Raw genomic sequence first — 19,801 nt, 5'->3', positions numbered from 1 at the left:
GCCCGCTAGCGGGGCGGCAGCTCCGCCGCGGCGGCGGTGTCCAGCAGCCACAGGGTGCGCTCGGTGCCGACCGCGCCCGCGGCGGGCAGGTCGACCTCACCGGCGCCACCCAGCGCGGCGGCCACGGCACCGGCCTTCGCCGCACCGGTCGTCATCAGCCACACCTCGCGCGACGCGCGGATCGCGGGCAGGCTCAGGCTCACCCTGGTCGGCGGCGGCTTGGGGCAGTTCCGCACCGCCACCACCGGGCGCTCCCGCTCGTGCACCGCCGGCGAGTCCGGGAACACCGACGCCACGTGCCCCTCCTCGCCCACGCCGAGCAGGCACACGTCGAACGCGAAGCCCTCGCCCAGCAGCTCGGCGTACGCCGCCGCGGCCGCGTCCGGGTCGTCGCCGAAACGGCCGTCCGAGGGCTCCACGACGTGCACGCGCTCGGCCGGCACGGGGATGTGGTCCAGCAGCGCCCGACGGGCCTGGGTCTCGTTGCGCTCGGGGTCGCCGGACGGCAGGAACCGCTCGTCACCCCAGTACAGCTCCACCCGCGCCCAGTCCACCGCGTCCCGCGCGGGCGTGGCGCGGACCTGCTCCAGCACGGCCGCGCCGGTCCGGCCGCCGGTCAGCACCAGGTGCGCCTCGCCGCGCGCGGCCTGGGCGTCCACCAGCGCGGTCACCAGGCGGGCGGCCGTGGCGGCGGCCAGGAGGTCACCGCCACGGTGCACCACGACTTCCGGGCGGCTCACGAACCCGCCTTCGCCTTGCCCGGGGACTTCGCCGCCTTGGCCGACGTCTTGGCCTTGCCGTCCGACGCCGCCTTGGCCTTGGCCGCGGGCTTGGTGCTCGCAGCCTTGGCGGCGGGCTTGGCGGCGGTCTTGGCGGCCGGCTTGCCGTCCGAAGCCGAAGCCGACCCCGAGGCCGCCCCCGACCCGGAGGCCGACCCCGAGGCGGGATCCGACGCCGGGGCCGACGCCTTCGCCTCGACGGGCTTGTGGTCCGGCGACACCTTCGCCACCGCGGGCTTGCGCGCGGCGGCCGGGGCGGCCTTCGGGGCGGCCTTCGGCGCGGTCCGCCCCCGCACCACCTTGCCCAGCGCCTTCAGCGCCGTGTCGTACACCTCGTCCGGGTCGAGCCGGCGCAGCTCCTCGGCCAGGCAGTCCCGCACGACGCGCCGCTGGAGCGCCACCCGCCGCTCCGGCTGGCCCGGCTGGCTCAGCGTGCCGACCTTGCCGTCCGGCCGCGACAGCTCCACCACACCGGACCGGCGCACCAGCCGCACGTCCACGATGCCCTCGCCGCGCGTGGCCTTCGTCCGCTTCACCGGCACCTTCAGGTACGCGGCGAGCCACGCGGCCAGCAGGTCGGTCGACGGCGAGTCGCTCTCCCCGCTCACCTCGGCCTCGGTGACCTTCTCGTACGGCGGCAGGTCGAACGCCGACGCCAGCATGGCCCGCCACAGCGTCAGCCGCGTCCACGCCAGGTCCGTGTCACCCGGCGTGTACGAGGTGCGCCGCTGCTCCAGCGCCTTGATCGGGTTCTTCTCGGCGGCCGCGTCGGTGATGCGGCGCTGCGCCAGCTGCCCGATCGGGTCCTCCGCGGGCACGGCGGGCGACTCGTTCGGCCACCACGCCACCACCGGGGTGTCCGGCAGCAGCAGCGGCACCACGCACGAGGCGCCCTCGTTGGCCAGCTCCCCGTACAGGCGCAGCACGATCACCTCGGACGCGCCCGCGTCGCCGCCGACGCGGATCTGCGCGTCCAGCCGCGGCGCGGCCTTGCGGGCGCCGCGGGCCACCACGATCACCCGGCAGGGGTGCTCGCGGCTGGCGTCGTTGGCCGCCTCGACGGCCTCCTCGGTCTTCGCGCCGTCGTCGGTCACGATGACCAGGGTCAGCACCCGGCCGAGGGTGACCGCGCCACCCTCCTCGCGGATCTGCACCAGCTTGCTGTTGACCTGCGACGTGGTCGTCGAGGGCAGGTCGATGATCACGGACGCCTCCAGTGCCTGCCGGTGCGGGCCAGCATCGCGTCCGCGGACGCCGGGCCCCAGGTGCCTGCCTTGTACTTCTCGGGCTCGCCGTGCGAGGCCCAGTGCCTGATCACCGGGTCGAGGATCTCCCAGGACAGCTCGACCTCGTCGTTCTTCGGGAACAGCGACGGCTCGCCGAGCAGCACGTCCAGCAGCAGCCGCTCGTAGGCCTCGGGGGACGACTCGGTGAACGCGTGGCCGTAGCCGAAGTCCATCGTGACGTCCCGGACCTCCATCGAGTTGCCGGGCACCTTCGAGCCGAACCGCATGGTCACGCCCTCGTCCGGCTGCACCCGCACGACCAGGGCGTTCTGCCCCAGCTCCTCGGTCGCGGTGTCGTCGAACGGCAGGTGCGGCGCCCGCTTGAACACCACGGCCACCTCGGTGACGCGGCGCCCGAGGCGCTTGCCGGTGCGCAGGTAGAACGGCACGCCGGCCCAGCGGCGGGTGTTGACCTCGACGGTGATGGCCGCGTAGGTCTCGGTGGTCGAGTCCTTGGCGAACCCGCCCTCCTCCAGCAGGCCGGGCACCTTCTGCCCGCCCTGCCAGCCGCCGGTGTACTGGCCGCGGGCGCTGGTCTCGTCGAACGGCGTGATCGCCCGGGTCGCGGAGAGGACCTTCACCTTCTCCGCGCGCAGGTCGCTCGGCCGGAACGAGACCGGCTCCTCCATCGCGGTCAGCGCGAGCAGCTGGAGCAGGTGGTTCTGGATCACGTCCCGCGCCGCGCCGATGCCGTCGTAGTAGCCCGCGCGACCGCCCAGGCCGATGTCCTCGGCCATGGTGATCTGCACGTGGTCGACGTAGTTGGCGTTCCAGATGGGCTCGTAGAGCTGGTTGGCGAAGCGCAGCGCCAGGATGTTCTGGACCGTCTCCTTGCCGAGGTAGTGGTCGATGCGGAACACCGACTCCTCGGGGAAGACGTCGTTGACGGTCTTGTTCAGCTGCCTGGCGCTGTTCAGGTCGTGGCCGAACGGCTTCTCGATGACCACCCGGCGCCACTGGCCCGGGTTGTCGGTCGGCGGCGTGGCCAGGCCCGCGCGCTTGAGCTGGTTGACCACCGTGGTGAACGCGCTGGGCGGCACCGACAGGTAGAACGCGTGGTTGCCGCCCGTGCCGCGCTCGCGGTCCAGGTCGGACAGCGTGGCGGCCAGCGTGTCGAACGCGGAGTCGTCGTCGAAGGTGCCCTGGACGAACCGGATGCCCTCGGCGAGCTGGTCCCAGACCTCCTGCCGGAACGGCGTGCGGGCGTGCTCCTTGACCGCGGAGTGCACGACCTGCATGAAGTCCTGGTCGGCCCAGTCGCGGCGGGCGAAGCCGACGAGCGCGAAGCCCGGCGGCAGCAGGCCGCGGTTGGCCAGGTCGTAGATCGCGGGCATGAGCTTCTTGCGCGACAGGTCACCCGTCACGCCGAAGATCACCAGGCCCGAGGGCCCGGCGATCCGGGGGAGCCGCTTGTCCCGCGGGTCCCGCAGCGGGTTGCGCTTGGCGGAAGGCGCAGTCACGAACCGTCCTCCTGGATTGCCTCGACGAGCTGCGCCAGCCCGGCGACGCGGTCGGTCAGGTGCAGCCGCAGCACCGGCCGGCCGTGCTCGGCCAGCACCTGGCCGTCGCCCAGCGCCTGCGCCAGTTGCAGCGTGCTCAGGTCGTAGGGGCGGCCCGGCACGTCCAACGACGTCTCCGAAGCCCCGGTGAGCTGGAGGAACACGCCGTTCTGGTGGCCGCCCTTGTGGTACTGGCCGGTGGAGTGCAGGAACCGCGGTCCCCAGCCGAAGGTGGTCTGGAGGTGTGAACGGCGGGCCAACTCCGGGCGAACCAGGGCGAACGAGGCGTCGTCGATCCGGTCCAGGTACGCCTGCACCGACAGGTAGCCGTGCTCCGGGGACGCCGCGACCAGCGCCTTGATCGCCTCGGCGACGGTCTTGACGTCCGGCGACAGCCAGCCCTCGCTCGGGTACGCCTCGATCGGGCCGTCGGTGAACGCGGGCGTCGCCGAGGACGCGGCGGGGGAGTCCAGCAGCGACCGGGCCGCCTTCTTCGCCGCCTCCACGTCCGGCTGGTCGAACGGGTTGATCTCCAGCACGCGGCCCACCAGCGCGGTCGCGTACTCCCACACCAGGAACTGCGCGCCGAGCCTGCCCTCGACGGCGAGCGTGGACGAGCCGGTGGCCGGGCCGATCGCGACGGTCGTGGCGTCCGAGCGGGCGTCCGAGAAACCGGGCGCGCCCGGACCCTCGACGACCACCGGCAGCAGGCCGGTGCCGTCCTTGCCGGTCGACTCGGCGATGAGCTGCTCGGCCCAGTCGCCGAAGCCGGAGATGCCCGAGCCGGTGTCGGCGAACACGACCTTCTCGGCGCCGTGCGCGTGGGCCACCGCGAACGTCGCGGCCAGCACCACCGCCGGGTTGTCCGGCGAGTCCGCCGAGACCAGCGGCGCGACGGCGGCCGCGTCGTCCAGCAGCGCGCCGACGTCCGCGCCGGCCAGGCCCGAGGGGACCAGGCCGAACGCGGTCAGCGCCGAGTAGCGGCCGCCCACGTTCGGGTCGGCCAGGAACACCTTGCGGTAGCCGGCCTCCCGGGCCGCCGCCTCCAGCGGCGAGCCCGGGTCCGTCACCACGACGATCCGCGAGGCGGCGTCGACGCCCTTGGCGGCGAACGCCTCCTCGAAGATCCGCCGGTGGCTGTCCGTCTCGACGGTGCCGCCCGACTTCGACGACACCACCAGCACGGTCCGCTCCAGGTCGCCCTCCAGCGCGTCGGCGACCTGGCCCGGGTCGGTGGTGTCGAGCACGACCAGCGGCACGCCCGCCGTGCCGGTGATCACCTCGGGGGCCAGCGAGGAGCCGCCCATGCCGGCGAGGACCACGCGGTCCACGCCCTCCGCGTGCAGCTCCTCGCGCAGCGCGGTGATCTCGGCCACCAGCGGGCGCGACGTCTCGTGCAGCGTCGTCCACGACAGGCGGATCGACGCCTCCGGCTCCGCCGCGGGGCCCCACAGGGTGGCGTCCCCGGCGGCGAGCCTGCTCGGCGCCGAGTCCCGGACCAGGTCACCGATGACGGTGTCGACCTGGTCCTGGTTCGGTGTGCGGACGATCTCCACGGAGATCACCTCGGTCATGTTGTCCTCGTCCTCAGCCCTTGGCCTGGTCCAGCTGTCCGGTCACCGTCTCCAGCAGCTCCGCCCAGGACTTCTCGAACTTGTCCACGCCCTCGGTCTCCAGGGTGATGAACACGTCGTCCAGGTCGATGCCGACCTCGACGAGCGAGTCGAAGACCTCCTGGGCCTGGGCGGCCCGCCCGGTCACGGTGTCGCCCTCGATCTTGCCGTGGTCGGCGACCGCGTGCAGGGTCTTCTCGGGCATCGTGTTGACCGTGTCGGCCACGACCAGCTGGTCCACGTAGCGCGTGTCGGAGTACGCCGGGTCCTTGACGCCGGTGGACGCCCACAGCGGGCGCTGCGCGCGGGCGCCGTCGGCGGCCAGCGCCTCCCAGCGGGCGCCCCGGAACGTCTCCTCGAACGCCGCGTAGGCCAGCACGGCGTTGGCGATGGCCGCCTTGCCGCGCAGGTCCTCGGCCCGGGGGTCGTCCAGCGCGTCCAGCCGCTTGTCGATCTCGGTGTCCACGCGGGACACGAAGAACGAGGCGACGGAGTGGATGGTGCGCAGGTCGTGGCCGTTGGCCTTGGCCTGCTCCAGGCCCGCGATGAACGCCTCCATCACGTGGCGGTAGCGCTCGACGGAGAAGATCAGCGTGACGTTGACGCTGACACCCTCGGCCAGGGTCCGGGTGATCGCGGGCAGGCCCTCGACCGTGGCCGGGATCTTGACCATCAGGTTGGGCCGGTCGACGGTCTTCCACAGGTCGAGCGCCTCGGCCGCGGTGCGCTCGGTGTCGTTGGCCAGGCGCGGGTCGACCTCGATCGACACGCGGCCGTCGACGCCGTCGGTGGCGTTGTAGACGTCGCGGAACAGGTCGCACGCGTTGCGCACGTCGGTCGTGGTGACCTCGCGCACGGTGGCGTCGGTGTCCGCGCCGCGGGCGGCCAGCTCGCGGACCTGCTCGTCGTAGGCCGTGCCCTTGGACAGGGCGGCGGCGAAGATCGTCGGGTTCGTGGTCACGCCGACCACGTTCCGGTCGGCGATCAGGCCCGCCAGGTTGCCCGTGTTCAGCCGCTCGCGGGACAGGTCGTCCAGCCAGATCGACACGCCCGCCGAGCTGAGGTCGGCCAGTGGGTTGCTGCTCATGTCGTCATCTCCCTGCGAAGAAGTCTCTTAGCGGGTCCGGGACAGCGACCGCCGCGCCGCCGCGACGACGTTCTCGGTCGTGAAGCCGAACTCGCGGAACAGCGTCTGGTAGTCCGCGGAGGCGCCGAAGTGCTCGATGGAGACGATCTCGCCCGCGTCGCCCGCGAAGCGGTACCACGGCTGGGCGATGCCCGCCTCGACGATCACGCGCGCCTTGACCGCGGCCGGCAGCACGCTCTCGCGGTAGGACTCGTCCTGGGCGTCGAACCACTCCACGCACGGCATGGACACCACGCGGGTGGCGATGCCCTCGGACTCGAAGACCTTCCGGGCCTCGACCGCGATCTGGAGCTCGGAGCCGGTGGCGACGAGGATCAGCTCCGGCTCGCCCTCGCCCTCCAGGACGTAGCCGCCGCGCGCCACGCCCTCGGTCGCCTTCTCCTTGGTCCCGACGAGCACCGGCAGGTTCTGCCTGGTCAGCGCCAGGCCGACGGGGCCGTTGCGGCGCTCGACGGTCGCCTTCCAGGCCGCGGCGGTCTCGTTGGCGTCGCCGGGGCGCACCACGTGCAGGCCCGGGATGGCGCGCAGCGCGGCCAGGTGCTCGATCGGCTGGTGCGTGGGGCCGTCCTCGCCCAGGCCGATGGAGTCGTGCGTCCACACGTAGACGGCGGGCGACTTCATCAGCGCGGCCAGCCGGACCGCCGGGCGCATGTAGTCGCTGAACACCAGGAACGTGCCGCCGTACGGGCGGGTCGGGCCGTGCAGCGCGATGCCGTTGAGGATCGCGCCCATGGCGTGCTCGCGGACGCCGAAGTGCAGCGTGCGGCCGTACGGAGCGGCGTTCCACATCTTGGTGGAGATCGTCTCGGGGCCGAACGAGTCGGCGCCCTTCATCGTGGTGTTGTTCGACTCGGCCAGGTCGGCCGAACCGCCCCACAGCTCCGGCAGCACGTCGCGCAGCGCGTTCAGCACCTCGCCGGACGCCTTGCGGGTGGCCACGCCCTTGGGGTCCGGGTCCCAGGACGGCAGGGCGTCGGTCCAGCCGTCGGGCCGCTCGTCGGCCAGCAGGCGGTCCAGCAGCGCCTTGCGCTCCGGGTTCGCCTCGGCCCACGCGTCGAACGACTTCTGCCACTCGGCGCGGGCCTGCTCGCCGCGCTTGACCACGGCGCGGGTGTGCTCCAGCACCTCGGGCGCGACCTCGAAGGTCTGCTCCGGGTCGAAGCCCAGGATCCTCTTGACCTCGGCGACCTCGTCGGCGCCCAGCGCCGCGCCGTGGGCCGCGCCGGTGTTCTGCTTGTTCGGCGCCGGGTAGCCGATGATCGTGCGCAGCAGGATGAACGACGGCCGGTCGACCTCGGCCTTGGCGTTCTCCAGCGCCTCCAGGATCCCGGCGACGTTCTCGCCGCCCTCGACGACCTGGACGTGCCAGCCGTACGCCTCGTAGCGCTTCGCGGTGTCCTCGGACAGCGCGATGGTGGTGTCGTCCTCGATGGAGATCTTGTTGTCGTCGTAGACCACCGTCAGGTTGCCCAGCTTCTGGGTGCCGGCCAGCGACGACGCCTCGCTGGTCACGCCCTCCTCGATGTCGCCGTCGGAGGCGATCACGAAGATGTGGTGGTCGAACGGGCTCTCGCCGACCGGGGCGTCCGGGTCGAACAGGCCGCGCTCGCGGCGGGCGGCCATCGCCATGCCGACCGCGGAGGCCAGGCCCTGGCCCAGCGGGCCGGTGGTGATCTCCACGCCGGGGGTGTGGCGGTGCTCGGGGTGGCCCGGGGTCTTCGAGCCCCAGGTGCGCAGCGCCTTCAGGTCGTCCAGCTCCAGGCCGTAGCCGTTGAGGAACAGCTGGACGTAGAGCGTCAGGCTGGAGTGGCCGGCGCTGAGCACGAACCGGTCGCGGCCGAGCCAGTCGCCGTCCGCGGGGTCGTGCCGCATCACGCGCTGGAACAGCGCGTAGGCCAGCGGCGCGAGGCTCATCGCGGTGCCGGGGTGGCCGTTGCCCACCTTCTGCACCGCGTCCGCGGCCAGCACGCGCGCGGTGTCGACGGCCCGCTTGTCCAGATCGGTCCAGTCCTCGGGCAGGTGGGCTTCGGTCAACCGGGCGATGTCATCGGTGACGGACACTGACTTCCAGCTCCAAACTCGCATAGGCGGCTACGGGTGACGGCTGGCGGTGAACTCAATCGTTTCCGTCAGGTCCGATCCGCGGTTACCAAGGTCCACCGGCAAGCCTAGTCCGGCCAGCGGACGCTCGTGTCGTTACACGCTCTGTGGGCGTAGGCACAGGCGTAGTTCGTGCGATCGAGGAGTACCCGAACGGGCTGTCCGGGGAACGCCTGGTTACGATCTGCGCATCCCCCTTGACCCCGACGAGGAGCGCCCTGCGATGAGTGCCGTCACCGAGGCCCCGGCGCGGTCGCCCCGACAGGTCGTCGGGGCGTACGTGGCGCTGACCAAGCCGCGGGTGATCGAGCTGCTGCTGATCACCACGATCCCGGCGATGCTGCTGGCCCAGCGCGGCCTGCCGCCGCTGTGGCTGATCGCGTGCACCCTGGCGGGCGGCACCCTGGCGGCGGGCTCGGCGAACGCGCTGAACTGCTACGTCGACGCCGACATCGACTCGGTGATGAAGCGCACCAGCGCCCGGCCGCTGGCGAAGGACTCGATCCCGCCGCGCAACGCGCTGATCTTCGGCATCGTGCTCGGCGTGGTCTCGTTCGCCTTCCTGTGGCTGACCACGAACCTCATGTCGGCCGCGTTCGCGGTGGCCACGATCCTGTTCTACATCTTCGTCTACACCCTGGTGCTCAAGCGCCGGACCTCGCAGAACATCATCTGGGGCGGCATGGCCGGCTGCATGCCGGTGATCATCGGCTGGTCCGCGGTGACCGGCACGGTGGCGTGGCCCGCCCTGGTGATGTTCGGCGTGATCTTCTTCTGGACGCCGCCGCACACGTGGGCGCTCGCGATGAAGTTCAAGGAGGACTACGCGCGGGCCGGCGTGCCGATGCTGCCCGTGGTGGCCACCGCGCAGCAGGTCACCAGGCAGATCGTCATCTACTCCTGGGTCACGGTGGTGTGCACGCTGCTGCTGGCGCCGGTCACCTCGTGGATCTACGTCGCGGTGGCCGCCGCGTCCGGCCTGTGGTTCGTGGTGTTCGCGCACCGGCTGCACGGCGTCGTGCGGCGCGGCGGCTCGACCAACACCATGAAGTTCTTCCACCTGTCGAACCTCTACCTGATGCTGGTGTTCTGCGGGCTCGCCGTGGACGCCGTGGTGGGCCTCCCGGTGCTCGGCTGGCCGTTCTGACCCCTCGGACGAGCCGCCCTTCGCACACCTACCGGTGAATGCGGAGGGCGGCTTCGTCACCGAGAGTGGTCAGGACACCGCCGAGAGCAGCTCCGCGACGCTGGGGTCGTCCAGCGACTCCACGATGCACGACCACAGCTCCAGGTTGGCCGTCGCCCACCGCGAGTAGGTGGCCGCCGCCTCCGGGTCGTAGAAGTAGTAGCCCTCGTCGTGCTTGTCCCGCTGCTCGCCGACGATCTTGTGCGCCAGCTCCCGCAGCGTGATGCCGTTCTCCTCCAGGTAGCGGGGCGCGAGCACCACCGGCGTCACCGGCAGCGCCTTGAACAGGGTGTCCGCGTCGGACAGGGCCTGCGCCTCGGGGGAGATGTGGCGGTCCCGGGTGCGCATCTCGGCCTCCTCGACCACCCGGTCGACGCGCCGCGCGACGTCGTCGGGCACCCCGGCGCGGGCCAGGATGTCCAGCCGCAGCCGGCGGCCGTCGACCGGCAGCGAGTTGCGCCGGACCATGTAGTTGACGTCGTGCACCAGGGCCGCGACCTCGACCAGCGGCACGTCCGCGCCGTTGCGCCGGGCGAAGTGGACCGACTTGTCGCGCACGAAGCTGACGTGGTGCCAGCCGTGGAACTGGAGCTTCGGCGCGAGGTCGCGGCACAGCCGCCACACCTCGCGCTCCACCTCGGAGATCGCCTGCGCCGTGACCGTGCTCGTGACAGTGCTCATTGGACCCTCCCGTGCCGGGTGGGCCGATGGTAGAGGCGCGGTGGTCCTCCGGGCCGTCACATGCTGTTCGTGAGGTCCTCCAACCTCGCCTCGACGGGCACGTGGCGGTGGCTGGTGCGGGTGTCCGGGTCGAAGCTCAGGCTCCAGGGGCGGACCGCGCGGGACTTGACCAGGAACGTCATGGTGTCGTCCGCGGCCTCGGGGATGCGGTGGAACTCGTGGGCCAGCATGGTGCCCGAGTGGCCCTCCACCGCCTCGGCCCGGCGCAGCAGCGTGGTCGACAGGATCGCCGCGTCGTCGTCCGCCACCTCCGCGCTGAACCGTTCGTGCAGGTAGGAGCCCTGCAGGAGGACGGTGCAGAAGTGGTAGCGGTGGTTGTGCACGGAGTCGGCGTAGCCCTGCCGCCAGTCCCGCTGCGGCTTGTACTCGTGCAGCCAGAACGTGAACGGCTCGGCCGGCTCGTCGCGCAGGCACCACGCGAAGTGCGTCGTCGTCTCCCGCGACCTGGCCGCCACGCGCACCTGCTCCTGCGGGGAGAGGGCGCGGAGGTGCCCGCGCAGCCTCTCCCGCAGGCCAGGCCGACCGGCCCATTCCCGGAACCGCCGTTCGACGTGGCTCCAGTGGTCGACGACAGGGGGGTCGGCCACGGAGATGAGGGTGGCGAGCTCCGCCAGGGCGGAGGTCCCGGTGAACTCGGTCAGCACGGTTTATCAGCTCCCCAACTGAGCGGTGGCGGCGAATTCCTTGCGGAACCGGTGGAACTTCCCCTCGAGCGCCCGGAACCCGTCGTCGCCGAGCCAGGTCCCGGTGATCTTCTCGAAGAGGGCGAGGAAATCGGCCCGCGTGGTGCCCGGCGTGATGACGACGTGGAGCCCTGCCTTGGAATTGCTGATGCGCAGGAACTCGGCGCGTTCCATGCCGTAGATGAACGAGCCCTCGGTGAAGCGCAGCGTGCGCGGGTACAGGCGGACCACGTCCGCGCTGGTGTTGCTGTAGAGGGTCAGCCACACGCTGTCGTCGAACAGCTCCATCCGGTCCAGCGGCGGGTCCGACACGATGGTCAGGTCGATGCGCGAGCAGCGGCCCCTGGCCAGGAACAGGCCGACCAGGCCGACGTGGATCTGCTCGCGCAGCCGCGCCACGATCGTGTCGTAGTCGCCGTCCGCGCCCTCGTGGCGCAGCAGGTAGCGGGCGCGGCCGCTGATCGCGTCCTCGTCCCTCGGGTCGGCCAGGACGGCCCTGAGCTCGCACTCCGCCTGCGACAGCAGGAGCCGGCAGGCCGCGTAGCGACCCGCGAAGCCCCGGAACGCGTACAGCCGGGTCCGCTCCAGGTCCTGCATCATCACCTGGTTGAACGCCGGGTCGGGCTTGGCGGTGGGCTCGAACACGTGGCTGGGGAAGAACTCGCGGTCGAGCGCCCGGTACTCGGCGGTCAGCTGGTGCAGCGCCTTCCTGCTCTCCTCGACGACCGGCTCCACCAGCGACCGGCGGGCGGCCGTGCTGGTGAGCAGCGTCTGCCAGAACCCGACCACCGCCGAGATCAGGGTGCTGGTGCCGGCCGTGGTGAGGAAGGAGCGCATTCCGCCCGGTTCCATCGGGCTGGAAATGGCCAGACAGGTCCCGGAGATCACGACGAGGGTCAGCAGCAGCAGGCCCGTCCGGGTCCAGAACAATTCCTGCAACAAATTGCTGCGGACGCCCTTCGGCTCCGCGCGCACGGGGTCACCTCCCTGAAGTCGCCACTCGATCGGCCGAATGCTCTCGGTATCCGATCAAGCGCGCGCAGTTACTGTACGCGCCGGTACGCAACGGCGGAAGCGGTAATTAGTGGCACGTTTGCGGATTCAATCGGAGATCAATGACAGCGCACCGTGACCGGCGTTGGGCCTGCTGGTGGGCCCTGCGGCGCGTCCTCCGGGGTCGCACCCTAGGCTCGGCAACCATGCGTACTGTCGGCCGTACGGCCCTGGCCCTCGCGTCCCTGTTGTCCGCCGGTCTGGCGCTCACCGCGTGCACCGCTAGCGACCGGCCGTCCACCCTCACCAACACCCCGAACGCGACCGTCCCGGCTCCCGAGGAGGCCGCGCCCACCGAGGCCGAGCTGCCCGAGCCGAGCGGTCCGCCGTGCGAGGACTCGGCGTACCAGGTGACGGGCGCGGCGGGCGAGGAGCCGACCATCACGGTCCCCACCGGCTGCACGCCGAAGGACGGCCTGCTCGTCAAGGACATCACCGAGGGCACCGGCCCGGAGATCAAGACCGGCTCCACGGCCTCGATCAACTACGTGCTGGCGACCTTCCGCGACCAGCGGACCCGCGAGTCGTCCTGGGGCAGCCAGCCGTTCGAGGTCCAGGACATCGGCCAGGCGCGGGTCATCCAGGGCTGGAACCAGGGCCTGATCGGCCTCAAGGAGGGCGGGCGGCGCCTGCTCGTCGTGCCGCCGGACCTGGGCTACCCCAACGGCAGCGGCGACATCCAGCCCGGCGAGACGCTGATCTTCGTGCTCGACGCGGTCGCGGTCCAGGAGGGCTGACCCGGTGCGCGGGGGCCTCGGCGGCGCGCCGGGGCCCCACGCGCGTCGGGGTGGGGGTGTCGGGGCAGTAGCGTCAGGGCAGGAGCAGCAGCTTGCCCGTGGTGCGGCGGCCCTCCAGGTCCTCGTGCGCCCGCCGCGCCTCGGCCAGCGGGTAGCGCCCGCCGACCCGCACCCGCAGCGACCCGTCCGCGACGGCCGCGAACAGCTCGCCCGCCCGCCACTCCAGCTCCTCGCGGGTGGCCACGTGCGCGCCCAGCGACGGCCGGGTCAGGAACACCGAGCCGGCCTGGTTGAGCCGCTGCGGGTCGAACGGCGGCACCGCGCCGCTGGACCCGCCGAACAGCGCCAGCACCCCGCGCGGCCGCAGGCTCGCCAGGCTCCCGTCGAACGTGGTCCGGCCCACGCCGTCGTAGACGGCCGCGACACCGGCGCCGCCGGTCAGCCGCCGCACCTCGGGCGCGAAGTCGACCCGGTCGTACCGGATCACCTCGTCCGCGCCCGCCTCCCGCGCCAACGCCTCCTTGGCCCCGGTCGACACCGTGCCGATGACCCGCGCGCCCCGCGCCTTGGCCAGCTGCACCAGCAGCAGCCCGACACCGCCCGCGGCGGCGTGCACGAGCACCGAGTCACCCTCCCGGACCGGGTAGGTCGAGGCGACCAGGTAATGCGCGGTGAGGCCCTGGAGCATCAGCGCGCCCGCCGTCTCGTCGTCCACGCCCTCCGGCACCACCACCGCGCCCGACGCCGGCACCACGGCCCGCTCCGCGTAGCTGCCGGGCGCCTGGGACCACGCCACCCGGTCGCCCACCGCGAAACCCGACACGTCCGGGCCCACCGCGCTCACCCGACCGGTGCCCTCCAGGCCCACCACGAACGGCAGCGGCAGCGGGTAGCGGCCCTCCCGGTGGTAGCAGTCGATGAAGTTCACCCCCGCCGCGGCCACGTCCACCAGCAGCTCACCCGCGCCGGGCGAGCGCTCCTCGACGTCGGTGAACTCCAGCGCCTCGGGGCCACCCGTCGCGCGCACCACCACTGCCTTCGGCATCCGCCGTCCTCCGTCCACACCTGAAGGGGCCTACGTCAGGGGCCAACCGGCGGCGGCCGCCCCCTGTTCCGGGTCTCACCCGCCGAGCACGACCCGGCGCGCCAGTCCCAGCGGCAGCGCGCCCGACCCGGCGATGGTGTCGTGGAACTCGCGCAGCGACCCGGTGTGCTCGGCGCGGATGCGGTCGATCTCCAGCGCGCCGGTCAGGTAGGACGGCGCCTGCGTCGGCCACGCGCAGTACCGGTTGACCTCGCCGACCGCCGTGCCCGGCGTCAGCGACGCCTTGGTCGACATGAACTCCTCGGCCTCCTCGACGCCCATGTCGCCGCAGTGCAGGGCGGTGTCCACGACCATCCGCGCCGCCCGGAACAGCCGCGCCTCCACGTGCGCCAGCTCCTGGGCCCGCGTGGTGAAGAAGCCGTGCTCGCGCAGCAGCTTCTCCGAGTAGAGCGCCCAGCCCTCGGAGAAGTAGGGCGTGCGGAACACCTTGCGCACCGGCCGGTCCTGCGCGGCCAGCCACGACAGGTGCCAGTGGTGGCCGGGGTAGGCCTCGTGCACCGCGATCGTGGCCAGCTGGGCCCGCGAGTTGGTGCGCAGCCGCTGCTCCACCTCCTCGGCGGTGAACCCCTCCGGCGGGAACGGCACGAAGAAGTGGCCGGTCCGCTGGTCGGTCAGCGGCGGCGGCGACATGTAGGAGGCCACCGCCAGCACCGGGCGCTGGAACGAGGGCGAGGGCACCACCCGGCACTCCTCGCCCTCGGCCAGCGTCACCAGGCCGTGCTCGACCAGGAACGCCCGCGCCCGCCGCGTCTCCGCCTCGTACTCCGCCCGCATCGCCTCCGGCGTCGGCGGGAAGTCGTCCTGGAGCCCCGCCATCACCGAGTGCCAGTCGTCCGACCCGGCCAGCTCCCGCATCTCGGCTTCCAGCTCGGCGTAGGCGGCCTTGCCGCGCTCGTGCAGCTCCTCCGCGCCGTAGCCCAGCACCTCCTGCTCGCGCAGCAGCGTCGAGTACAGCCGCTCGCCCATGCGCCAGTCGCCGGTCGCCCGCTCCGCGAACCCGTCGAGGAACGCGGCCAGCTCGTCGAACGCCCGCGCGGCCGGCTCCGCGGCCTCCGCCAGCTCCGCCCGCAGCGCCGGGTCGGCCACCTCGGCGGGCAGCGTGCCGGTCAGGAACGCCCGCCCGGTCCTGGCCTGGGCCGCGGCGCGCAGCACGATCTTCGGCGACGCCAGCGCCGGGTCCAGGTTCGCGCGGCACGCGGCGAGCACCGACGGCACCTCGGCCAGCCGCTTCACCACGCTCGCCACCAGCTCCGGCTCCGGCCGCAACCGGTTCAGGAACGCGCTGAACAGCGGGAACAGCACCGCCCCGGTGTAGACCGACGGGTCACGCCGCCACGCGGGCCACGACGCCTTCGCCCGCACGCCGCGCAGCACGGCGACCACCAGGTCGCGGTCGACCGATTCCTGGAGGTCGTCGGTCTCCAGGGAGGTGAACCGGTCGAGCCACGAGCCGGCCTCGCGCTCGTGATCGGCGAACGCGGTGGCGGTGAAGTCGCCGAGCGTGTGGTCGTGGGCCAGTGAGCCGAGCATCGCCGCGTTCCCGGGAGCGCGGTCGAAGTGCCAGGCAAGGAACTCGCCGATCAGTCGGTCGGCCTCGGTCTTCGCAGTCACGAGCACGGAAGTTACCCGCTGGTCCGGGGGACCGCCCGGACCCGCAAAACCGGTTGGGCCTTGCCGGTTGACGGTTTAGGTTCTCGCCACGTCGAGGGGGTGACCGGTGATGAGGCACGGCAGCGAGGAATTCGCCGAGATCGCGCGGCGCGGCACGATCCTGCGCACGCAGGTCGGCTCGGGCGTGCACGGCACGGCGATCGAGGGCACCGACGACCGCGACGAGATGGGCGTCTGCGTCGAGCCGCCGGAGTACGTCATCGGCCTGCGCCGCTTCGAGCAGTACATCTTCCGGACGGCCGTGGCCCGCACCGGCGTGGAGAACACGCCGTCCGCCGCCGGGGACTTGGACCTCGTCGTCTACTCGCTCCGCAAGTGGCTGCGCCTGGCGCTCCAGGGCAACCCGACCGTGCTGATCCCGCTGTTCGCCCCCGACCACGAGGTGGTGTCCGCGACCGGGCTCGGGCACGACCTGCGCGCCAACGCGGACATGATCGTCTCCCGCCGGGCGGGGCGCCGGTTCCTCGGCTACCTGCACAGCCAGCGGCGGCGCATGGTGGACGGCGCGGTCGCCCGGCGCGTCAACCGCCCGGAGCTGGTGGCGCGGCACGGCTTCGACACGAAGTACGCGGGCCACATGGTCCGCCTGGGCGTGCAGGGCGTGGAGCTGCTGGAGACCGGCCGCATCACGCTGCCGGTGCCGGAGCCCTGGCTGACCTGGATCCGCGACCTGCGCCAGGGCGGGCACACGGCGCGGGAGGCGCTGGACGCGGCCGAGGAGCTGGAGGCGAGGCTGGTGACGTTGATCTCCTCGTCCGACCTGCCGGAGGAACCCGACCACCACCGGGCGGACAAGTGGCTGATCAGCGCCTACGAGTCGGTGTGGGCGTCCTGGTGAGCGCCGCCACGTGCGCGGAAGTTACCGGCAGGTTCTAGTCTGGGCGGCGTGGCTGAGGAGAAGAAGACCGACGCGAAGAAGGTCGGCCGCGCGGTGAAGACCGCCTCGGAGTTCGTGGCCGCGCACGGCAAGCCGGCGCGCGCGGTCGTCGAGCCCGTCGGGCGGGCCGGGGCCCGGCTCGTGCTGGTCGGTGACGACGGCGCCATGGGCGACGTGTTCCTGCCGGACGTGGCGACGGCCGAGGCGGTCGTCGAGGCGACCCCGGACCTGGAGAAGCACGACTGGGACCGCGAGACGACCGCCGCGGTGAAGATCGGTCCCGCCCACCGCCGCAAGATGGCGGGCCGGTGAAGGTCCTCTTCGCCACCTGCGCCGAGCTGCCCGCCGGCGACGGCGACGACGACGCGCTGTTCGACGCCCTGGCCGACGTCGGCGTGCACGCCGCCTGGGTGGAGTGGGGCACGCCGGTCGAGGCCGACCTGGTCGTGCTGCGCGCCACCTGGGACTACACCGAGCGGCTGCCGGAGTTCCTGTCCTGGTGCGACGCGCAGCCCGCCCTGGTCAACCCGGCGGGCGTGGTGCGCTGGAACACCGACAAGTCCTACCTGCTGGACCTCGCGCGGGCGGGCGTGCCGGTGGTGCCGACGACCCTGGCGGAGCCCGGGTTCACCGACTGGCCGGACGGCGAGTTCGTGGTGAAGCCGACCGTCGGCGCGGGCTCCCGGGGCGCGCTGCGCGTCGCGGCCGGGGACCACGGGGCCGCGGCGCGGCACCTGGCCGGGCTGGGCGTGCGCGCGATCGTGCAGCCGTACCAGGCGAACGTGGACGCGGTCGGCGAGACGGCGCTGGTGTTCCTCGGCGGCCAGTACTCGCACGCCTTCACCAAGGGCGCGATGCTCACCCCGGACGCCGAGTACGACGAGTCCGGGCTCTACGTGGTGGAGCGGCTGGCCGGCGCGTCGCCGTCGGCCGCGCAGCGGCGGGTCGCCGAGGACGTGCTGGACGCGGCCGCCGCGCTGACAGGCCTGGCCCGCCACGACCTGCTGTACGCGCGGGTGGACCTGGTGCCGGGCGCGGACGGCTCGCCCCTGCTGCTGGAGCTGGAGCTGGTCGAGCCGTCGCTGGGCTTCCGGCAGACCGACGCGACCGCGCCGCTCCGCTTCGCCTCGGCGGTGCGGGCCGCGCTGGCGCGCCGGTAGGACCGGGCCGACGGGGTCGCGCTGGCAGGGACCGCGCCGGCGAGGTCGCGGCGGCCGGGACCGCGCCGGCGACCCCGCGCCGGCGACCCCGCGCCGGCGTCACCTCAGCCCGGACCCGATCCCGGTCAGCGCGCGGACCTCCATCTCGGCCTGCTTGGCCGGGTCGGCCTCCTCCTTGGACAGCACCGTGCCCAGGTACCCGCACAGGAACGAGAACGGGATCGACACCAGGCCCGGGTTGCTCAGCGGGAACCAGGCGAAGTCCACGTCCGGGAAGATCGAGTTCCGCGCGCCGGACACGGCGGGGGAGAAGGCCAGCAGCAGGATGCACGAGCCGAGCCCGCCGTAGATCGCCCACAGGGTGCCGTTGGTGTTGAAGCGCTTCCAGAACATCGAGTAGATGATCGTGGACAGGTTCGCCGACGCCGCCAGCGCGAACGCCAGCGCCACCAGGAACGCCACGTTCTGCCCGTTGGCCGCGATGCCGCCGCCGATCGCCAGCAGGCCGACCACGACCGCGGTCAGCCGGGCCACCCTGATCTCCGACCGCGGGTCGGCCTGGCCGCGCTTGATCACGTTGGCGTACACGTCGTGCGCGAACGACGCCGACGCGGTCAGCGTCAGGCCCGCCACCACCGCGAGGATCGTCGCGAACGCCACCGCGCTCACCACGCCCAGCAGCACCGAGCCGCCGATCTCGTAGGCCAGCAGCGGCGCGGCCGAGTTCTCGCCGCCCGGCGCCTTGGAGATGTCGCTCGCGCCGACCAGCGCCAGCGCGCCGAAGCCGATCACCAGGGTGCACAGGTAGAACGTGGCCATCATCCACGTCGCCCACACCACCGAGCGGCGCGCCTCGCGCGCGTTGGGCACCGTGTAGAACCGCATCAGCACGTGCGGCAGCGACGCGGTGCCCAGCACCAGCGCGAGCGCCAGCGAGATGAAGTCCAGCCTGGCCAGCGGCGTGCCGCCGTACCGGGCGCCCGGCTCCAGCACCTGCGGGCCCAGCGGGGTGTTGCGCGACGCGGTCTCCAGGATCGACGACAGGCTGAACCCGAACTTGCCCAGCAGGAACACCGACATCAGGGTCACGCACAGCACCAGCAGCACGGCCTTGATGATCTGCACCCAGGTGGTGCCCTTCATGCCGCCCAGCAGCACGTACAGCACCATGACCACGCCCACCACCGCGATGACGACCGCCTGGCCGCCCTTGGTGTGCACGTCCAGCAGCAGCGCCATCAGCGCGCCCGCGCCCGCCATCTGCGCGATCATGTAGAACAGCGAGATCACCAGCGTCACGTTCGCCGCCGCCGCGCGCACCGGGCGCTGCCGCATCCGGAACGCGAGCACGTCCCCCAGGGTGAACCGGCCGGTGTTGCGCAACCGCTCCGAGATGATCATCAGGCCCATCAGCCAGGAGACCACCCAGCCGATGGAGTACAGGAACCCGTCGTAGCCGTTGACCGCGATGCTGCCCGAGATGCCCAGGAACGACGCGGCGGACAGGAAGTCGCCCGACAGCGCGATGCCGTTCTGCGGCCCGGTGAAGCTGCTGCCCGCGGCGTAGTAGTCCGACGCGGTGCTGTTGCGGGCGCCCGCCCGGTACACGACGTAGAGCGTGATCAGCACGAAGACGCCGAACACGCCGAGGTTGATCGCGGTGTTGCCGCCCATCAGGCGCGCTCCTCGTCGGTCAGCGCGCGGACCGCGGCCACCTGCGGGTCGAGCTTGCGGCGCGCGTACCGGGCGTAGGCCAGGGTGAGCGCGATCGTCGTGGCGAACTGGAGCAGCCCGAACAGCAGCCCCACGTTGACCACCCCGTACACCCGCGTGCCCATGAACTCCGGCAGGTACGCCGACAGCGCCACGTAACCCAGGTACCAGAGCAGGAAGCCGCACGTGGCGGGCAGGATGAAGACCGTCGTCCGGCGGCGCAGCTCGCGGAAGTCCTCGCTCGCCTGGAGCGCCACGAAGTCCGGCGCGCCGGACTCGTCGACCAACAGCGGCGCCTGCGGTTCGTCGAAAGTCGCGAAGCCGCGCCCGCCGCGGACCGGTCTCGAATCCGTCGGAGGCAGGATCGGCTGCGGGAGCAGTCGTCCAGGGGGATGTGCCGCGCCGCGCGCGGGGGCTGGGTCGGATCGGCGGGGTGTGCTGAGCGTATCCG

The 19,801-nt window shown here is 72.5% G+C and carries 18 protein-coding genes; 5 read left to right on the top strand and 13 right to left on the bottom strand.

Translation table 11 applies throughout. The features are described from left to right. Positions 1 to 5: 5 nt before the first annotated feature. From pgl to tkt, 6 genes are read right to left on the bottom strand one after another with little or no spacing between them, the layout of a single operon-like run. A complete protein-coding gene (gene pgl, locus ACFV4N_RS24695; protein WP_499674962.1) occupies positions 6 to 740 on the bottom strand; it encodes a 6-phosphogluconolactonase in 735 nt (244 codons plus the stop codon). Continuing rightward, positions 737 to 1,984 (bottom strand): glucose-6-phosphate dehydrogenase assembly protein OpcA, encoded by a 1,248-nt coding sequence (gene opcA, locus ACFV4N_RS24690; protein ID WP_499674961.1) that lies wholly within the window; start codon positions 1,982 to 1,984, stop codon positions 737 to 739. The genes pgl and opcA overlap by 4 nt, the downstream gene beginning before the upstream one ends. Continuing rightward, positions 1,981 to 3,525 (bottom strand): glucose-6-phosphate dehydrogenase, encoded by a 1,545-nt coding sequence (gene zwf, locus ACFV4N_RS24685; RefSeq protein ID WP_499674960.1) that lies wholly within the window; start codon positions 3,523 to 3,525, stop codon positions 1,981 to 1,983. Before zwf ends, opcA begins: the two co-directional genes overlap by 4 nt. After that, positions 3,522 to 5,138 carry a phosphoglucose isomerase-related protein gene (locus tag ACFV4N_RS24680; protein ID WP_499674959.1) on the bottom strand — a complete coding sequence of 539 codons (1,617 nt, stop codon included), beginning with the start codon at positions 5,136 to 5,138 and terminating at the stop codon, positions 3,522 to 3,524. The genes zwf and ACFV4N_RS24680 overlap by 4 nt, the downstream gene beginning before the upstream one ends. Positions 5,139 to 5,151: 13 nt before the next feature. After that, positions 5,152 to 6,264, bottom strand: a complete 1,113-nt coding sequence (gene tal, locus ACFV4N_RS24675) for a transaldolase (protein WP_499674958.1) — start codon at positions 6,262 to 6,264, stop codon at positions 5,152 to 5,154. A 27-nt stretch (positions 6,265 to 6,291) separates the two neighbouring features. Beyond that, on the bottom strand, positions 6,292 to 8,409 hold the full coding sequence (gene tkt, locus ACFV4N_RS24670; protein ID WP_499674957.1) for a transketolase: 2,118 nt from the start codon (positions 8,407 to 8,409) through the stop codon (positions 6,292 to 6,294). 238 nt (positions 8,410 to 8,647) lie between these two features. Between tkt and ACFV4N_RS24665 the strand changes: the two genes are divergently transcribed. Further along, the gene (locus ACFV4N_RS24665; protein WP_499674956.1) at positions 8,648 to 9,571 is read left to right on the top strand and encodes a heme o synthase; all 924 of its coding nucleotides are present in this window, start codon (positions 8,648 to 8,650) and stop codon (positions 9,569 to 9,571) included. 69 nt (positions 9,572 to 9,640) lie between these two features. Here the strand turns inward: ACFV4N_RS24665 and ACFV4N_RS24660 are convergent, their stop codons facing one another. The 3 genes from ACFV4N_RS24660 to ACFV4N_RS24650 are packed head-to-tail and all read right to left on the bottom strand — an operon-like array spanning position 9,641 to position 12,009. After that, positions 9,641 to 10,291 (bottom strand): HD domain-containing protein, encoded by a 651-nt coding sequence (locus ACFV4N_RS24660; RefSeq protein ID WP_499674955.1) that lies wholly within the window; start codon positions 10,289 to 10,291, stop codon positions 9,641 to 9,643. Positions 10,292 to 10,347: 56 nt separating this feature from the next. Further along, positions 10,348 to 10,995, bottom strand: coding sequence for a hypothetical protein (locus ACFV4N_RS24655; RefSeq protein ID WP_499674954.1), 648 nt, complete (start codon positions 10,993 to 10,995; stop codon positions 10,348 to 10,350). Between the two features lie 6 nt (positions 10,996 to 11,001). Next, a complete protein-coding gene (locus ACFV4N_RS24650; protein WP_499674953.1) occupies positions 11,002 to 12,009 on the bottom strand; it encodes a hypothetical protein in 1,008 nt (335 codons plus the stop codon). A gap of 224 nt (positions 12,010 to 12,233) precedes the next feature. On the opposite strand from ACFV4N_RS24650, the gene ACFV4N_RS24645 reads away from it, so the two are divergent. Then, positions 12,234 to 12,824 carry an FKBP-type peptidyl-prolyl cis-trans isomerase gene (locus ACFV4N_RS24645; RefSeq protein ID WP_499674952.1) on the top strand — a complete coding sequence of 197 codons (591 nt, stop codon included), beginning with the start codon at positions 12,234 to 12,236 and terminating at the stop codon, positions 12,822 to 12,824. A gap of 73 nt (positions 12,825 to 12,897) precedes the next feature. Here ACFV4N_RS24645 and ACFV4N_RS24640 read toward each other — a convergent pair whose 3' ends face one another. After that, on the bottom strand, positions 12,898 to 13,869 hold the full coding sequence (locus ACFV4N_RS24640; RefSeq protein ID WP_499674951.1) for a quinone oxidoreductase family protein: 972 nt from the start codon (positions 13,867 to 13,869) through the stop codon (positions 12,898 to 12,900). A 75-nt stretch (positions 13,870 to 13,944) separates the two neighbouring features. Further along, positions 13,945 to 15,540 (bottom strand): DUF885 domain-containing protein, encoded by a 1,596-nt coding sequence (locus ACFV4N_RS24635; RefSeq protein ID WP_499674950.1) that lies wholly within the window; start codon positions 15,538 to 15,540, stop codon positions 13,945 to 13,947. 109 nt (positions 15,541 to 15,649) lie between these two features. On the opposite strand from ACFV4N_RS24635, the gene ACFV4N_RS24630 reads away from it, so the two are divergent. From ACFV4N_RS24630 to ACFV4N_RS24620, 3 genes are read left to right on the top strand one after another with little or no spacing between them, the layout of a single operon-like run. Beyond that, complete coding sequence (locus ACFV4N_RS24630; RefSeq protein WP_499674949.1) at positions 15,650 to 16,438, top strand: nucleotidyltransferase domain-containing protein; 789 nt, start codon at positions 15,650 to 15,652, stop codon at positions 16,436 to 16,438. 48 nt (positions 16,439 to 16,486) lie between these two features. Next, on the top strand, positions 16,487 to 16,789 hold the full coding sequence (locus tag ACFV4N_RS24625) for a hypothetical protein (protein ID WP_499674948.1): 303 nt from the start codon (positions 16,487 to 16,489) through the stop codon (positions 16,787 to 16,789). After that, positions 16,786 to 17,637: an ATP-grasp domain-containing protein gene (locus tag ACFV4N_RS24620; RefSeq protein WP_499674947.1), complete on the top strand. Its 852-nt coding sequence runs from the start codon at positions 16,786 to 16,788 to the stop codon at positions 17,635 to 17,637. The genes ACFV4N_RS24625 and ACFV4N_RS24620 overlap by 4 nt, the downstream gene beginning before the upstream one ends. 99 nt (positions 17,638 to 17,736) lie before the next feature. Here ACFV4N_RS24620 and ACFV4N_RS24615 read toward each other — a convergent pair whose 3' ends face one another. Next, a complete protein-coding gene (locus ACFV4N_RS24615; protein WP_499674946.1) occupies positions 17,737 to 19,311 on the bottom strand; it encodes a monocarboxylic acid transporter in 1,575 nt (524 codons plus the stop codon). Then, positions 19,311 to 19,637: a DUF485 domain-containing protein gene (locus ACFV4N_RS24610; protein ID WP_499674945.1), complete on the bottom strand. Its 327-nt coding sequence runs from the start codon at positions 19,635 to 19,637 to the stop codon at positions 19,311 to 19,313. Before ACFV4N_RS24610 ends, ACFV4N_RS24615 begins: the two co-directional genes overlap by 1 nt. Positions 19,638 to 19,801 lie beyond the last annotated feature (164 nt).

Source organism: Actinosynnema sp. NPDC059797 (assembly GCF_042732085.1).
In the GTDB taxonomy this organism is placed as follows: Bacteria; Actinomycetota; Actinomycetes; order Mycobacteriales; family Pseudonocardiaceae; genus Actinosynnema.
The sequence above is the reverse complement of the archived record's forward strand: the minus strand, read 5'-3'. Positions and strand labels throughout refer to the sequence as shown.

What these genes read in the sequence shown, in the direction of transcription:
- ACFV4N_RS24630 (WP_499674949.1), top strand. Translation starts at nt 15,650, where the DNA reads ATGAGGCACGGCAGCGAGGAATTCGCCGAGATCGCGCGGCGCGGCACG.
- ACFV4N_RS24665 (WP_499674956.1), top strand. Translation starts at nt 8,648, where the DNA reads ATGAGTGCCGTCACCGAGGCCCCGGCGCGGTCGCCCCGACAGGTCGTC.
- ACFV4N_RS24640 (WP_499674951.1), bottom strand. Translation starts at nt 13,869, where the DNA reads ATGCCGAAGGCAGTGGTGGTGCGCGCGACGGGTGGCCCCGAGGCGCTG.
- ACFV4N_RS24615 (WP_499674946.1), bottom strand. Translation starts at nt 19,311, where the DNA reads ATGGGCGGCAACACCGCGATCAACCTCGGCGTGTTCGGCGTCTTCGTG.
- ACFV4N_RS24645 (WP_499674952.1), top strand. Translation starts at nt 12,234, where the DNA reads ATGCGTACTGTCGGCCGTACGGCCCTGGCCCTCGCGTCCCTGTTGTCC.
- ACFV4N_RS24660 (WP_499674955.1), bottom strand. Translation starts at nt 10,291, where the DNA reads ATGAGCACTGTCACGAGCACGGTCACGGCGCAGGCGATCTCCGAGGTG.
- ACFV4N_RS24680 (WP_499674959.1), bottom strand. Translation starts at nt 5,138, where the DNA reads ATGACCGAGGTGATCTCCGTGGAGATCGTCCGCACACCGAACCAGGAC.
- tkt (WP_499674957.1), bottom strand. Translation starts at nt 8,409, where the DNA reads ATGCGAGTTTGGAGCTGGAAGTCAGTGTCCGTCACCGATGACATCGCC.
- tal (WP_499674958.1), bottom strand. Translation starts at nt 6,264, where the DNA reads ATGAGCAGCAACCCACTGGCCGACCTCAGCTCGGCGGGCGTGTCGATC.